The sequence below is a fragment of the Coraliomargarita algicola genome (assembly GCF_033878955.1).
GTDB lineage: Bacteria > Verrucomicrobiota > Verrucomicrobiia > Opitutales > Coraliomargaritaceae > Thalassobacterium > Thalassobacterium algicola.
The window spans coordinates 2,956,895-2,972,930 of sequence record NZ_CP138858.1 but is presented as its reverse complement, the minus strand read 5'-3'; the positions used below and the strand labels follow the sequence as shown (position 1 = coordinate 2,972,930).

The 16,036-nt window shown below is 49.2% G+C and carries 12 protein-coding genes; 7 read left to right on the top strand and 5 right to left on the bottom strand.

Going from position 1 to position 16,036, the window contains the following annotated elements; all coding sequences use genetic code 11:
• The first annotated feature begins 48 nt into the window (after positions 1–48).
• Entirely contained in the window at positions 49–1,410 is a 1,362-nt protein-coding gene (gene aroA / locus SH580_RS12050; RefSeq protein WP_319831110.1) for a 3-phosphoshikimate 1-carboxyvinyltransferase, read from the top strand.
• A 3-nt stretch (positions 1,411–1,413) separates the two neighbouring features.
• Here the strand turns inward: aroA and SH580_RS12045 are convergent, their stop codons facing one another.
• The 4 genes from SH580_RS12045 to SH580_RS12030 form a co-directional block, all read right to left on the bottom strand.
• A complete protein-coding gene (locus SH580_RS12045; RefSeq protein ID WP_319831109.1) occupies positions 1,414–2,235 on the bottom strand; it encodes a DUF6250 domain-containing protein in 822 nt (273 codons plus the stop codon).
• Between the two features lie 136 nt (positions 2,236–2,371).
• Positions 2,372–3,715 carry a BNR-4 repeat-containing protein gene (locus SH580_RS12040; protein WP_319831108.1) on the bottom strand — a complete coding sequence of 448 codons (1,344 nt, stop codon included), beginning with the start codon at positions 3,713–3,715 and terminating at the stop codon, positions 2,372–2,374.
• A gap of 135 nt (positions 3,716–3,850) precedes the next feature.
• On the bottom strand, positions 3,851–4,684 hold the full coding sequence (locus SH580_RS12035; RefSeq protein ID WP_319831107.1) for a hypothetical protein: 834 nt from the start codon (positions 4,682–4,684) through the stop codon (positions 3,851–3,853).
• Positions 4,685–4,835: 151 nt separating this feature from the next.
• Positions 4,836–5,846, bottom strand: a complete 1,011-nt coding sequence (locus tag SH580_RS12030) for a LacI family DNA-binding transcriptional regulator (protein WP_319831106.1) — start codon at positions 5,844–5,846, stop codon at positions 4,836–4,838.
• An 84-nt stretch (positions 5,847–5,930) separates the two neighbouring features.
• Between SH580_RS12030 and SH580_RS12025 the strand changes: the two genes are divergently transcribed.
• The 4 genes from SH580_RS12025 (at position 5,931) to SH580_RS12010 (ending at position 12,461) form a co-directional block, all read left to right on the top strand.
• A complete protein-coding gene (locus SH580_RS12025) occupies positions 5,931–9,431 on the top strand; it encodes a hypothetical protein (protein ID WP_319831105.1) in 3,501 nt (1,166 codons plus the stop codon).
• Positions 9,432–9,481: 50 nt separating this feature from the next.
• Entirely contained in the window at positions 9,482–10,189 is a 708-nt protein-coding gene (locus SH580_RS12020) for a hypothetical protein (RefSeq protein WP_319831104.1), read from the top strand.
• A gap of 80 nt (positions 10,190–10,269) precedes the next feature.
• Positions 10,270–11,808 carry a sialate O-acetylesterase gene (locus SH580_RS12015; protein WP_319831103.1) on the top strand — a complete coding sequence of 513 codons (1,539 nt, stop codon included), beginning with the start codon at positions 10,270–10,272 and terminating at the stop codon, positions 11,806–11,808.
• 125 nt (positions 11,809–11,933) lie between these two features.
• Positions 11,934–12,461, top strand: a complete 528-nt coding sequence (locus tag SH580_RS12010) for a carboxyvinyltransferase (RefSeq protein ID WP_319831102.1) — start codon at positions 11,934–11,936, stop codon at positions 12,459–12,461.
• A 153-nt stretch (positions 12,462–12,614) separates the two neighbouring features.
• On the opposite strand, the gene SH580_RS12005 is transcribed toward SH580_RS12010, so the two are convergent.
• On the bottom strand, positions 12,615–14,576 hold the full coding sequence (locus tag SH580_RS12005) for a TonB-dependent receptor domain-containing protein (RefSeq protein ID WP_319831101.1): 1,962 nt from the start codon (positions 14,574–14,576) through the stop codon (positions 12,615–12,617).
• A 375-nt stretch (positions 14,577–14,951) separates the two neighbouring features.
• Here SH580_RS12005 and SH580_RS12000 point away from each other — a divergent pair, with 375 nt between their 5' ends.
• Together SH580_RS12000 and SH580_RS11995 are read left to right on the top strand one after the other, a co-directional pair.
• Complete coding sequence (locus SH580_RS12000; RefSeq protein WP_319831100.1) at positions 14,952–15,251, top strand: hypothetical protein; 300 nt, start codon at positions 14,952–14,954, stop codon at positions 15,249–15,251.
• A 57-nt stretch (positions 15,252–15,308) separates the two neighbouring features.
• Positions 15,309–15,776: a hypothetical protein gene (locus tag SH580_RS11995; protein ID WP_319831099.1), complete on the top strand. Its 468-nt coding sequence runs from the start codon at positions 15,309–15,311 to the stop codon at positions 15,774–15,776.
• Positions 15,777–16,036: the final 260 nt, after the last annotated feature.

The window sequence follows — 16,036 nt, the reverse complement described above, 5'->3', positions numbered from 1 at the left end:
AGACCCCGATACCACGCAACCTTCACCACTCTCTGATCTCTTCTTTTAATGTCCGATCCTTTACCTATCCAGCCTCTCACCCAAGCACTCGATGCCCGTATCGAATTACCCGGGTCCAAGAGCATCACCAACCGTGCACTGATCCTCGCCGCACTGGCAAACGGCACCACCCGCCTCGAAGGCGCACTCTTCAGCCGCGATACCCGTATCATGCTAGCCGCGCTGGAGACACTCGGCTTCCAAGTCAGCGCCGACGAAGCGGCCCACACCATTACCGTACGCGGCGAAGGCGGCTCCATCCCCGTCAAAGAAGCGGAGCTCCACATTGGCAATGCTGGCACGGCGGCACGCTTTCTCACTGCCTTTCTCGCACTCGCCGAAGGCGGCAGCTACAAGCTCGACGGCGACCCCGCCATGCGCGAGCGCCCCATGGCGGGCCTGCTCGACGCACTGGTCGCGCTCGACGCTGCAGAATTTGAATTTCACGGTGAAGCGGGCCATTTCCCTTTCACCCTCAAAGCCAAGGGCTATCGCGGTGGCTCGGTCGAGGTCGACGCCAGCAGCAGCAGTCAAATCCTATCCGCACTGCTCCTCTCCGCCCCCGCTGGCAGCGCCCCCACCACGCTCAGCTGCCCCAACGTGCGCCCCTTCTATGTCGCGATCACACTCAAACTGCGTGAAGCCTTCGGCGCCCAAGCTCTCGAAGCCGACGATGCCGGCAGCTACACCCTGGAGCCTACTCAATACAACAGCCCCGGCAGCTACGCCATCGAGCCCGATCTCTCCGCAGCCAGCTACTTTCTGGCACTCACTCTAATCCAAGGCGGCACACTCAAAATCCCCAAAGTCGGCAACGATCCGCTGCAAGGCGATGCCCACTTCGTAGACGTGCTCAGTCATCACGGCTTACGCGTGGATGCCGAGAACAACGAATGGACCGTCGCCTGCGCCGATCCGCGCGACATCCAGCGTGGCCACCGCGAGATCGACTTCAACACCATCTCCGACACCTTTCTGACCTACGCGGCGATCGCTCCCCTACTCGGCGGCTCCGTGCGCATCTGCGGCATCGGGCACACCCGCCTACAAGAGACCGACCGCATCGCCGGCATGGCTGCGGAGCTCTCCAAGCTGGGGCAACTCGTCAAAGAAGAGCCCGAGGCCCTCACCGTATCGATCAAGCCCAACGAACTACGCGCCCGCGCACTCAAGGCCCGCAACGAGGGCAAACTGCTGACCATAGACACCTACGAGGACCACCGCTTCGCGATGAGTTTCGGCATCCTCGGCAGTTTCGACCTACTCGAAGACGGCCAGCCCTGGCTGGCGATCAACGATCCCGCCTGCTGCGGTAAAACCTTCCCCGATTTCTTCGAGGCGCTGACAGCCATTCGCACAGCAAAAGCATAGGTGCTACTTAGCATTCAGTCGATAGACCTTAAAATCGGTATATTGATGATGAGAGCGGACTAAGCGAAATCCAAAATACCCTGCTGTATGCGCAGGAAATTGATCCAGCGTATAGGCTTTCTCGATGACTGGATCTGTGCCCCGCTCCAACGAAACCAGATCTCCCGGCTTCATTTCGTAGAAAACTCGACCGTCCATCAAATACTGCACGATGCCTTCTGCCGCAACAAGTTGCACCGTGTGCCATTTGCCGGGTGAAATCAAATAATCTGCCTGCCCATCACGATCGTTTAGCGCAATATGCTGAACATCATTCCCCTTAACATCTTGCCGTGGATAACGCCGAAAGCGTGTGGTTTGATTCCCTGTCGCGCCCCCACCACCAGTGCTGGCATAATATCCATGTAACTTATGATAACTGCGAAAGGCTCCATCATAACGAGACGCATCGAAAAGACCATCCGCGACTTCGGGATCGCTGGCATGCCAGAAGTTATTGATATCGCGCGCCTGAACCTCCGGAAAGGATAGCGTGTCTTCGGGGCATCTGACTTGATAGACTATTGCGATCGGCCCCTCAAACTTATGCTTTAGCCAGACGGTGCTTCCCCGCACTGGCATATAGATGTCGAGCATCCCCTGATCAAAAACAACCCGCGGCTCCATCGGCGAGTCACTCGCTTGTATCTGCACTTCCCATTCCTGAGAATTTTTAAAATCAGTTTCGTATAGCAATTCCCCGATGGTAAATGCATCCACACCATAGCCGACCACAACTGGCTCTACCGATTGAAGTGGCTGCGAATCATTTTTTGCATAAGACATAGCACTTAAAGACTGCACGACTATAAACAAATAGGCAGCAAGCAAGCAATTGAGAGGACCAGTCGCTCGAGCCCATTTAGATTGGAAGTGGTAATTACACATGGTTTAAGTAGATAGTATCATTTCATAAATCAATTCATTCAGCCCCACTCGTATCAACTGTCCAGACTGGCCAACGGCCAGAGTAGTCACGCTGCTCCTCGCCTTTTTTAAGTTGGCTTAATAGGATATCTACTTCGGGCAATGAATGATCTAAAAATGCCATCGACCAAGTACGGTCTGCACCATCTTCGTAAGGGATTGCTTGCTGAAATTGTTGAGTCCAATCCGCCCCTTTTTGGCCCTGCTGATAAATGCTGAGCAGATGTGGCACACTTGAGGATGGCGATATGGTCAACAAACGATGGCTCCCGTCATCCATACGCTCTAGATCCTTGGCTAAGGTATCTTGATAGTATTCGTGCTCCCAAAGTCCGGAATCCTGATTCCAAACCGCGATCCAGCATTCTTCGCGTTTATTATAAATCACGATTGGACTGCCATCGCTATACCAGGAGCAAAGGGCGCGGGTGACCAGCTTCTCCTCATAGATGGGGCCTGTATCCAGCACGATACAATAGGCCAACATTTCCTCTAGGTCGATCAAAGTGCCTAAATCCGTCTGGTCCAAAGAGCGCCAAGTGCCTGAATCCGGGATAAACGAAGCAAAATAAACATTACGTGAGCCTTGATTATGACCATTCGGGCCACCTCGCATGATCCATACAAAGTGAATTTTATCCGGCTCATCCCCCTTTGCTGGCTCTACGCTGAAGTGGTACCCATATACTTCATCAATTCTGTTTGGATCCAGCTGCTGCGAGTCAATGGTTGGAATATGATCCGACCATGTTAAACCACTGTCATCTGAATAGACATAGCCAAATGAACGATAAGGCCACTTCAGGTCGACGGTTTGACTGTAAAATACATATATCCGTTCGCCCACCGTCATAATCATCGGATAACAATTCCGATCTTCTCCTGCGACTCGATAGCTCCAATCACCTTCCATTGAGTTGGGTTGTGGAGAACGTATCACCCGAAGATCCGCACCATGATCCGCCCAAGTAATAATGAGATGCCCATCCGGTGCCAGTGCCATGTTGGGATAGTTATGATAATCCCAGGTCGCATAGTATTCCTGATGACAAAGCTCACGCGCGGGCGACCATGTCTGACTCGCATGATCATAAGAGCGCCCCATCACACTCATCCCGGGCCCGTTCCAGCAGACAAATGTCTTATTGGAAACCTCATCGTATAAGCCGTAGCCATGCGGCCGACGACAACCATAGGTCGCATCGGCAGCCAGCTTCGTAAACGCTGGAGCATGTGCCGACGAATCAACCTCACAACATACAGCCACTCCTGTTTCGCTAGCAGCCAAGGAAACGACAGTGCCATCACCACCCGCTGCATTCATCGAGATTACAGCCATGAAACAGCTGCTAAAGTATGAAAGTCTCTTTAACATTAAAATTATAACGCTTAAGTACATAAAGGCACTACAGGAGACTCAGGCAGCGAGCGCGAAGCATCTCCCCTACGACACCATTGAAGTTGCTTACAATAATTACCTGCGGCGGCGACTGACCAAAGCGGCCAAGCCAGCGGCAAGCCCAAGCACCACACTAGACGAGGAAAACTCAGGAACCGCCGAGTAATTAACTTCGACACTGCTCAGTGAATATCCGCTGACAGCGGTGTCAGCGCCGTAGAAAACAAAAGTATCAAATGAAATAGTGGCCCCTACATTATCGGATACTGTAGCCGAATACCCCTCAAAATTATCAATACTAAAGTAAAGATCGACGCCAGTTGATGTACGGGTCACTGAAAAGACACCATTGTATGTAGTTTCCTCATCATAAGTTCCCCCGGTTCCCAAAGACGATGCAGTTAACGATGAATAAGCACTCCCAGAATGAATCAATTGTTGGTAACCATCAAGACGTTCGTTCAACTTAAACCCGGATGACTGATTTACATTCATGAAGGCGGCGTACCCTGAATAATCCTCAAAGGCGGCATCACTTAGACTGCTCAAATCGCCAGTGATACGCGAACCTCCCGAATCCATAAGCCCTACACGTAAATTTGTGTAATTTGCGGTCGGCCCCGACACCGAAAAGCTAAAATTAACAGTCAGAGAGTCGCCTACAGCGAGATCCACCGTCCCGGAATCAGTAAAATAAGTTAACGCGAAGCGATTCGCTGTAGAAACCAAATCGCCACTGGAATCATTCAACCCGCCAGAGGCACTGCTATACCAGGCAGATGTATCAGGCAGATCTTGAGTGTTTCGCTCACCGCTATCAAAGTCTTCCGAGAGCAGAACGTCTGCCTGAACAGAGCTAAACAATAGCGGTAAACTTAACAACAAAGCACGGGAGTATACTGTTTTCATTTTTGAGGTCATATGTAATATTTCAGGGGGTTATTTTTTAATATAGCTTACTAGAACGACTAAGGTAAAAATTGATTTTAGCTTCACAAATCATTTTAAAGTCAAACAGTTGCGCACCCCATTCAAATCGCGCATAATTCTCTAATGATGCCTAACACTTAGGACGTAGACTGGTCCCATCCCGAAAGTTGCCTGAAACAAGAAAAAACCTCTGCGGATTCAACACTCCCTTCGCTTGTTCGTGAATCAATGAAACCAGGAAATCAACCATGTTGGCACTCAGTTCTTCAGTCATTTCATCGAAGCCTGCCAAATCCGCCCACTCCTGCTGGTCTCGACTGATGGTTAGAACTGAAAAGCCAATCTGCTTTGGTATTACGAAGCCTAGCGCGAGCAGAGCTTTATAATGGTCTACATGCCCGATGACTGCCTCAATACGATGTTGCTGAATCCACTCCGCGATCCCATCCAAAGCTGGCCACTTAGAAAAGACTGGCGGGGGACTCTCCAAACCTGCCATCTTGGAATCCAGCAAATATGCCGCGTGAATTTGCCCGCCGGTCCTCTCATCCAAGTTAGTGGGAAGACATAGGCCTACGCGGCGATAGCCACGCGAGTGTAATTCCTCCAAATGCGTGAGCATATTCTGCAAATGATGTGTAGTGACACGGTTGAAATTAGGCTCTTGCACAGAATGTCCAACCGCCACCACGGGCCACTGATCGAGGGTCAACTCCAGCTTGGTCTGATTACGGAAGGGGCCCACAATAATCCCACGAAGCCCTTGACTCCACCAAATAGATTTTAAGCGTTCTAGACTGATATCCTGTTTCAACAAATTATACTCAATCAAATTGTAGCCCAACTCTTCGGCTCTGCGGCGGGCGTTATCACGCACCAACCTCTGATAAGGCACCGATGAATCGAAATTTGTTAAATACGCTAAACCACTTTGAACTTCCCGAGGCTGAACGGCATGACGATACGCACACAATGCCCGCATGGATGGGTCGGGCCGATACCCCATTTCTACAGCCAAGTCTTGAATCTTCTTACGCATTTCAACTGAAATACGATGGTGATCGCGCAAGGCCAAAGAAACAGTGGAAACATGCACGCCGACACACTCGGCAATTGTCTTTAATGTAACACGACGCTCCATGCGCAACTGTTTGAACGCATATCCATTTGATGTTCAATCTATAGTTCAATAATTATACTAAAAACCTATACGAATACCCCTCAAATGCCTCAGAATACTACAAGAGATGAATGCCTGTGTCGGTGCTATCGCAATGACAAGAATGGATTTGCCCTAGTGCTCGCGCTCAGCTTTATGGCTTTCCTTCTACTATTAATCATCAGTCTAATTACACTCGCACAGGTAGAAACAAGGAGCAGTAACTTCACTCTCAAAAAAACTGAAGCTGAACAAAATGCGCTCTTAGGCTTACAAATTGCACTTGGTAATCTCCAAAAGCTAGCCGGGCCGGATCAGAGAATCACCGCGCCTGCGAAAATTGAAGATGATACGGTCGACGGCAAACACCATTGGACTGGGGTGTGGCAGTCAGGTAGCAAGGGCGGCGCAAACGACAATGATTTTCTAGGCTGGTTAGTATCTTTGCCGGATCAGATCGACAATACCCTGAATCTACCAGCCATCGACGATATTGACTGGGCGCAAGAAGATGACTGGGTCGCGATCGTTAATAAAGAAAGTGTCACAGCAAATGAAATGGCTGATTACGTTGCTGCAGGAAAAGTCGAAATTAATGACTCAGGATATTATGCTTTCTGGAGCGATGAACTCGGCACCAAAGCCCGCATCAGCCTGTCTGAGTCTAATAACACCAGCAACTCAGACCCAGATTTGATGGCGCCGCGCTACACAGGTTTTCCGCTGATTAGCTCTGGCTTCGCTAGCATTCAAGCAAATGACACACGCTTGTGTCGAATTTTTGACTTAAATGACCTTAGCATGGCCGACATCGATTCAGCCGTGGCCAAACAATATTATCACGACCTGTCCACGTATGGGCTGGGCCTACAAGTCGACGTTCAAAACGGTGGATTGAAAAAAGACCTCAGCCATCTACTGGAAAGCGATACGGCTTTCACGCGCTACTTTGGAGTTGGGCCCACCGAATCTCCAGTAGGAAACTGGCCCGAACCTTATACATTTCATGATGCCGAGGATAGCTACGACTTCCCCTATGGGGCCCCCAATTGGGGCATTCTAGCCTCTTACTATCGACTATACCGTGAGGTCAATAATGGCGCGATTTCAGTCATCACACCTCTACCAACAACCTATTCAAGCAGTCAGGAAACCTACCAAAACTCCAAAGAGCCGTATCAATACAATCAAGCCATCCATCCAATTGTCTCCCTAATGCGCTTATCCATAGCCGTAAGTTACGATGAGGATACTCTCACCGATCCAAGTGATCCGAGCATTTCTAGGACTGTCTACAAGCCCGTTCTCCATTTAAAACCTCTGATTGCACTCTACAATCCATATGACATTGCCATAAGCCCAACTGATTATAATTTAAATTGGGAATTCGCGCCCAAGATCACCATAACTTCAACCTATGCATCAGGTACGGTCGAGTCTGTGTCATTCAACATTCAGGAGATCCTACCTGAAAATGACCAGTATGGATCTTTTTTCCGGTGGCGTATAAGTACCGATACTGATTTGCAAGCAGGTGAAACCCGCTACTACGCACTCGATCAGTCCCATAAAATGCAAAATTGGACGAGTAGCAGCGACTTTGCTCAAATGAAAGCTGACTGGAGCGAAGACGGCGCCTATTACATTAATTTAATCGATGCAACCAGTTCCAGCCTGGGCACAGTCAGCGACGATGAGAACGCCCCCTTCATCCCGATTGCGACAATGGATGGAAATACCGCATCCAGATACTCCCAATACACAAGTCGCAGTGTTGGAGAAGATGAAAAAAGCAGTCGCTTTGGTTTTACCACCGATGAACTCGATCGCCTCACCGTTGAAATTCCAGAGAACGAAGCGCCCCCTCAAATTGAGGTCAGCATCGACTACGACGTAGTTAACAACTCTGGCGAAAGTGCAAATTCAATAAACAGAATTTTATACTTAAGAACAGGTCCAGGCAGCAACACCAATATCACGGCTCAGATCATCGATGGATATTATCAAGAGTACACGGACTCCATGCGTCCTAAGGAGCAATCCAGTTCATTTGACCTAAGCGCACTGGTCGGCTACCCCACAGATATCGCTGCCGTGGCTTTTGGCCTGCGCACAACCAATGATACTGAGGATAAACACCGCCAGATTGTCGATGCGAACCCACGCGCTCTAATGCAATCCGGCAAGCAGGCAGGTTTCCGCAATTCGAAAGGTTTTAGAACAATTCCCGGCTGGACTGTGTTTGAATATAAGGCCGGCGACAACCTGGAGCCTCAGATCGCAGATCTGGATCGGTATACCAGCTTTTGGGGCAACACACGCAACTCTGCTCTAAGCGATAGTACTGCCACTCCTGCCAGTCATGTCGTTCTCTTCCACGTACCCCGCGAGCCCATCACTTCAATCGGTGCATTCCAGCATGCAGCTCTCGGTCGATACGCTCATCAACCTACCTATATCTTCGGCAATAGCTACGCCAATTCAAAAATACCCGTTGCGTCAACACACAGTAGTTACCCGGAATACACGCGCACACACTACGTCTATGATTGGTCCTATGCAATCAATCAAGCGGTCTGGGACAGTTACTACTTCTCCACGATCCCACAGAATAGCGCCGACGCAGCAGATCTCTTTGATGAAATCGAAAACAATGCGCAAAGCATGCCCAACCCTCGCCTCATTCCATACCAACCTGAAAATTACAAGCTATCCAATCAAGAACTCGCTGATCTGCTCACAGACGATAATGACGAAGCGACCGCAGCCATTGCCGCCGCCTTCCAAATGACAGCGGGAAGCTTTAACGTCAACTCGACGTCTATCGACGCATGGAAGGCATTCCTCTCCAGCAACTCTAACCTGGAACTGCCAATTTACAATGTATCTTCAGGATTGTCGACCTCAACAGTAAGCGAATCTCAGCCCATATCCTTTCGCTCTCCATACTCCTACGATCAGGGATTCGTAACCCCTGAAAATGGCAGCAATTTCTGGAACGCATATCGCCAGCTAACTGATTCCGAGCTCACAGATTTAGCAACAGCCATAGTCAGCGAAGTTAAAGACCGCGGCCCCTTTTCATCACTTGCGGATTTCATTAACCGCCGCCCAAGTGCCACGCAAGCGGCACACCAACGCAGAGGCGCGATTCAAGCGGCACTCGATAGCAGCATCAATAACACTCTGGACCCGGGCTTAATCGGCTACAATGAAACGGACGAACTGATCATCCCCGACTTCGCTGAAGACGTTTACAATAGCTCTGATAAACCAGGAACCGGCATGCCAGGTTGGATCCTACAAAGCGATCTCTTGCAGGCACTAGGATCACTAATGACAGTGCGATCGGATACATTCAAGATTCGCGCTTATGGCAACAGCACTCACCCCGTCACAGGCGAAGCAGCGGCATCTGCTTGGTGTGAGGCCATCGTCCAACGCCTACCGGATCCTGTCTCGAATGGTGCCGACGCCACATACAGTGAACTACAGAACCCGACCAGTCCATTCGGACGCAAGTTCCGAATAGTATCCTTACGCTGGCTCAATCAAAATGAAATATAAGCCTATTTATGGCAACAATCCGTATACTCTGATCAATAACTTCCCAACACATGCATAAGATAAAACGGCCACTCCTTCTGCTTTTCGCTGTAGTCATTTCATCAATACAAATAGTCGCACAAGACGCAGAAGAGGATGTAACGATGACCTTTAGCACACTTTCATGGCAAGGTAGTATCAAGGAACTGCTCTATTTTAATAATGGCGCTCCCACTCCAATTTTAATTCCCAATGGCGCGCCCGGATCCGAGTTCACTTACAAGGGCCCACCGAACTTGAGTTTTCATACACAAGAGATCGACGAAGAAGGTAAGCACATCTACCCAACAGTCGCGTCCACAACAGTCGCAAACCATCAAGAGTTACTGCTAATCTTCTTCCCAACGCGCTCATCGATCGATTCAGTCCATTCCTATAGAATACTTGCGCTCCCCGCTGCTGAAGCTGATTTCACGAGTAATGCATTCAACTTCTATAACTTAACAAAAAAGCGCTTGGCCATACGTGTGGGTGAACACAAATTTCAAATAGCACCCGGCAATAGCCTAATTGTACCGTTAGCAACTTCCAACACTCAAAATGTTGATGTACAAATGGCAGCAAACCAGCAAAACAATGGATGGACAATGATTTATCAATCTCGCTGGGCCCCTCCGAAAAGACGGCGTGCTTGGGTCTTCATTCACGGAGAAAGTGAAGGTACACCTGAAATTCGTAAATATTATCAAGTTCTCACACAAACCACTCACAGCCAATAACACGCCATCCTCCGATTCACTCTTATCCGTCGGTGAACTGAATCACCCTGATAAATCCACAAACACGCCCCAATAAGCTTATGCAAGTGCTCAACCTACGCGCCACAGTATGTTTACTATCAACCCTCAGTCTTTGCTATACCGCGCAAGCTGACGTGAAACTACCTCGCATCTTTGGGAACCACATGGTCCTGCAACGCGAGCAAGCCAATCCAGTCTGGGGAACTGCCGATGCAGGCGAAACTGTCACTGTTCAAATCGAAGAGCAATCACATGTCACCGTTGCTGACACAAATGGAAATTGGCGAGTCGAACTTGCCCCACTCGAAGCTGGCGGCCCCTATACATTAAGCGTATCCGGGACCAATGAATTAAACTTTCAAGATGTGCTAGTGGGCGAAGTTTGGCTTTGTTCCGGGCAATCCAACATGCAGTGGCCATTGAATGATATCAACCACGCTGACGTTGAAATCGCGACTGCGAACAATCCGCAGATCCGCTTACTGACCATTGAAAGAAATGGGACAACCATACCGCAAGATGACATAAGGGGCGAATGGCAACTCTCAAGCTCCGAGACCGCGGCAGACTTTTCCGCAGTCGGCTACCTCTTTGGCAAGCGCTTACAAAATGCCTTAGACGTCCCAATCGGCTTGATCGATAACGCTTGGGGAGGCTCAGCTGCTGAAGCATGGATGCCTCGAGATGTGCTCGAAGACGCCAATAAATACAACGAATACATTGAAATGTGGGACGAACGTTGCGCGAACTATAGTGATGAGCTTCATGCACAAAAAATAAAGGAATACCGGGAATGGGTCGCTGCGGGAAAGCCGCATCCAAAACAGCACTGGCCGAAAGACCCACGCGTCGACCAGCAACGCCCATCCAATCTCTACAACGGCATGGTGCACCCCTTACTTAGTTTTGGCATCCGTGGCGTGATCTGGTATCAAGGAGAATCAAATGTCAGACGTGCATACGCCTATCGTGAACTTTTCCCACTACTGATTTCCACTTGGCGTGAGCTATGGCAACAAGGCGATTTTTCCTTCTATTGGGTACAACTGGCCAATCGACATCCAGAGGTAGCGACACCTCAAAATTCAGCTTGGGCAGAACTACGCGAGTCACAAACAATGACACTATCGCTGCCCAACACCGGCGAAGCAGTCATCATAGATTCAGGCGAAGGACGCGACGTTCATCCACGCGACAAACAGACTGTGGCCGACCGTTTGGTACGCCACGCTTTGGCCAAGAACTATGGCTTCGAGATGGCAAGTGACAGTCCACGTTACACTTCGATGCAAGTGAAAGACCAAACAGTCACACTCACTTTTGAGCATGTAAGCAGTGGCGGGCTACGAGCCTTTGATACCGAGGAAGTTAAAGGCTTCAGCATTGCCGGATCCGACCAGCAATTTGTATGGGCTCAGGCAAAAATAGTAAGCAAAAATCAAGTTGAAGTATGCAGTGATCAAGTAACAGAGCCAGTTGCCGTGCGCTATGCATGGGCAGGAAATCCAGTAGCCAATCTACAGGACAGAAATGGTTTACCCGTCACACCCTTTCGAACAGATGACTGGCGCGCAGCAACCAAAGGCAAGGTAAAATAGCGAAACCAGCAAATCGAGGCAACAAACGATACCGACGAGACAAAGCCCTCCACCCAAATAACATAAACCATTACAATATAATACTATAGCAATACATCTCAAAACCTGTTCCTTAATTTAATATCGTGGACGTACTCAGTCATCACGGCTTGCGCGTGGATGCCGAGAACAACGAATGGACCGTCGCCTGCGCCGATCCGCGCGACATCCAGCGCGGCCACCGCGAGATCGACTTCAACACCATCTCCGACACCTTTCTGACCTACGCGGCGATCGCTCCCCTACTCGGCGGCTCCGTGCGCATCTGCGGCATCGGGCACACCCGCCTACAAGAGACCGACCGCATCGCCGGCATGGCTGCGGAGCTCTCCAAGCTGGGGCAACTCGTCAAAGAAGAGCCCGTGGCCCTCACCGTATCGATTAAGCCCAACGAACTACGCGCCCGCGCACTCAAGGCCCGCAACGAGGGCAAACTGCTGACCATAGACACCTACGAGGACCACCGCTTCGCGATGAGTTTCGGCATCCTCGGCAGTTTCGACCTACTCGAAGACGGCCAGCCCTGGCTGGCGATCAACGATCCCGCCTGCTGCGGAAAAACCTTCCCCAATTTCTTCGAGGCCCTGGAGACGATGCGTGCAGCCAGCAGCTAAACGAACAATCTAGAGCAGCCATTCGCCATCAATGCCTATGCTCACAGAGCATAGAACCGCTGATGCTCTTACACAAAAAAGCGACCACCCTCTGCTTCGCTTCGCGGACAGAGAGATGGTCGCTTGTTTAATTTCAGTTATAGACTATACCGCTTAGAACTTGTAGGCGACAGAGAGACGGATATCACGTCCGATGTCGTCTTGAGTTGTGGGCGAGCTATTATACAAGGTCAGGTGATCCTTATAGTCTCGGTCAAACAGGTTGTTGATCGAAAGGGTGACGCTCACGTGCTCCGTGGGGCTCCACTCACCGAAAATATCACTGGTGGCGTAAGTATCGAATTCATAACCACCAATCGTACCCATTCCTTCGACTAAACGAGTTCTCCAGCCAAGGCTAGCATCCGCATTCTCGAAGGCATAATCCAACTCAAACACCCAAGTGCGACCCGATGCACTGGCATAGGAGCTGTAAATAACTGTCTCACCATCAAGCTCGGGATCAGCTTCGCTGACCGAGATTTGTGCATACCATTGATTAAAGCTGTAGCCAAAATGAGCTGAATAACCTTGGGTCTTAATATCGCCCAGCGTGTCACCATCACTATAATTGACGACATCTTCAATTTTCTGGTCAAAAACTTCGACCCCAAAGGAGAAATTATTGGCTTCATAATTAAAGCCCAATTCATAGTTAGTCGCGACCTCTTTTTCAACCTGATCACCCGTGTCAGCCCAAGAAGAGAAATAAGCCTCAGAGACGCCCAAACCACGCTCCACCCGAGATGCGTTTGCATACAATGTCAGCTCCTCGCTTACGAAATACTTGAAACCTACATTTGGGCTGAAGGCGGTGTCCTCTGTTTCATCGCCGTCCACATCCTCGTGCTCGTAGCGATCTAAACGAGCCCCAGCGGTCAGCAACAGGTGCTCGTTGACGTCCCAGTTATCCTGGAGATAGACGCCGTAAACAAGCGCGTTTTCATCTCCATCTGGCTGTATGCCCAAAAAGCCTGCATTAATCTGATTCGCGTAGGCTTCATCATGTCTGGCATCAATACCATAAGTTACACTGTGAGCCCCCATGATCGACGTATTTCTAAAATCAAATCCGATGGATTCAATACCTGCATTTCCATAAGTAGGCTCAGTAACAGGCACATCACGCTCGAAGTCATTCGAAGTATAATAAAGCGTGAACTTACCATCCACCCATTCGCTGTCAGGGTTAAAGGTGTGATTGAAAGTCACCGTGTCTCTCACCGTGGTCTGCTCATGTAAGCTATTAGGCTGCACTGGGTGACCGAAACCTGCCAACATATTGGGTCGATTGTATCTATTGCCACTTTCTTCACTGCGCTCATAGCTCAGCTCGGAGCGATGCACATCGTTGTGTTGGAAACCAAATTTCAAGTAACCCAACAGTTGATCGGAGCTGGAGTAGTCTACTTTGTCCCCATCGCCGTCTTCGAAATCATCCAGCTTCTGCATGCTGGCCGTGACCAGATAATCCAGTTGGCTAGTCGCATTACCATATACCGACAATGTGCTTTTCCAGCCATCCGTGTTAGAATAATAACTATTTTTCCAAAGGAATCCAAAATCTTGGCCTTCTCTCAATAGATCCGAAGGGTCCTTGGTCTCATAACGAATCGCCCCCCCCAAAGCACCGGGGCCATTCGTCGCTGCGCCCGCGCCAGCTTCCACTTGCACGACCTTCAACAACATCGGATCGATGAACACTCGGCTCTGGTGGTGATACACTTCACCCGCTTGTGTTGCACCATCAATCGAAACATTGAGCAACGAATCGTTGATACCCCGAACATAAACCTTCTGTGCCACTGGTAGCCCACCGCCGCCGACGGACACCTGAGGGTTCGATTTAAAAATCTCGTTGAGACTCGTGGCAGTGGATCGCTCAAGTTCCTCACCTGTGATCGTGTCAACACTGCTCTCACGCTCGTCGCCATAGATATACACGGCATCCAATTGCAATAACTCTGCAGAATTATTATTTTGGGCCAACTCTGTCTCTTCAGCAGAGGCGGGGACCGCTGCTGCAAGGAATAGAGCCGCGAAGGCGCCAATGGTTAGTTTGTTAGTTATTTTCATTATATTTAACGGTTAAAAGAAGCGCAGGTGAATAATTGATACTGAGACCCGATGTCAATAAGTTTAATCAAATGAAGCAACATCACCGAGAATATCAGCAAGTGCGATGCATGTATAACCTAGGGCTGCCACTTGTGGCACGCCGCATAGAATCTAGCTGCCGAGCCACTTCTCAAACGCGCTCTTCACTTGCTGCGTCGCTATCAGCGAGGCAGGCCGCAGCAAGTGAAGATTCTACAATTTTAAAATACAAAATAGCCAGCAAAGCATTGCAATTAATAGACCTAGCGACAAAAAGGTTTCCAACTTCACCCAGCAATAAAAGCGTTACACCTCGATAAAAATACACTAATAACACTTTAAGTTCTCAGAGGAATGAAAAATCAAACCGAAGGTATACTGGATCAGCTAATCAAAGAAATTTTATCAGGACATCGCTTCACCTACCTACATTTGCTTAAAGCAATATTAAATTTAATGGCTGCGCTTAGCATCGCTATTGGTATCATATTTCCGATCCTTTCTTTAACAAATCAAAGAATTGGGAACAGTGAGAAAGTCTATTACTCAATAGGAATTATAGTCGCCTCAGGCATCATATTCATTACTTTGAAAGCATTAGCACAAGCGTGCCAAATCCTTCTAGAACTAATCAAGGACGATAACAATAAGTAGTGGACAACTACGTTCGTATCTCACTCCGCGCTACACTGTTAATGTTCGAGAAATAAAATGAAAGCCTTCGCAATATTCACCATCGGGTTAGTCCTCGGCCTAATGCTCGGAGTAGGTGCTCTTACAATAAAAAATATCAGTGAAAGCTTTTGGGCTATAACTCAGGATTATGAATCTTCAAGCCAAGCTAGAGAGAAAATAGAGTCGAAGGGCATTAAGCTTCCTTCTGATGCACATGATTTCGAGTATTACTACTACGCAGGCATGGACTATACCTGCTGGATCGCATTTAGCGCTAAAAACGAGGATATCGAAAAGATAATCCCTACTATTGTCAAAAACAGGGAATTTGAGAATAAGATGACGCGAGTTCCTGATCCTCCAGAATACTGGGACAAAGACTCCACTAACGGCAATTGGTGGCCGACCTCCTCAAAAGGGATGAAGATATTTGCTGGAGAATTCTTCTGGATCGCCCATGACACAATCAATCAGAGACTTTACTACTACTCCTATAGCATTTAACTAAAACTCGAAATCGAGTAGCCAGGGCACTAAGTCCCCCAGCTTTTCAGACTCGCTACGCTCATTCCCCCGGGGCGGGACTGACAGCGGCCGTGCGGAACCGCAGCCAGACTGATCATTCCGCTAAGCGGGATTACGCAGTCTGTTTGAAGGCGATTATACCCAGGAATTTCACCATATTAAGTTATCAACATGCCGAGCACACCCATTCGATGTATGCGACAGATACCGGGCAACCACACAAACACTGCCGAAGCCAG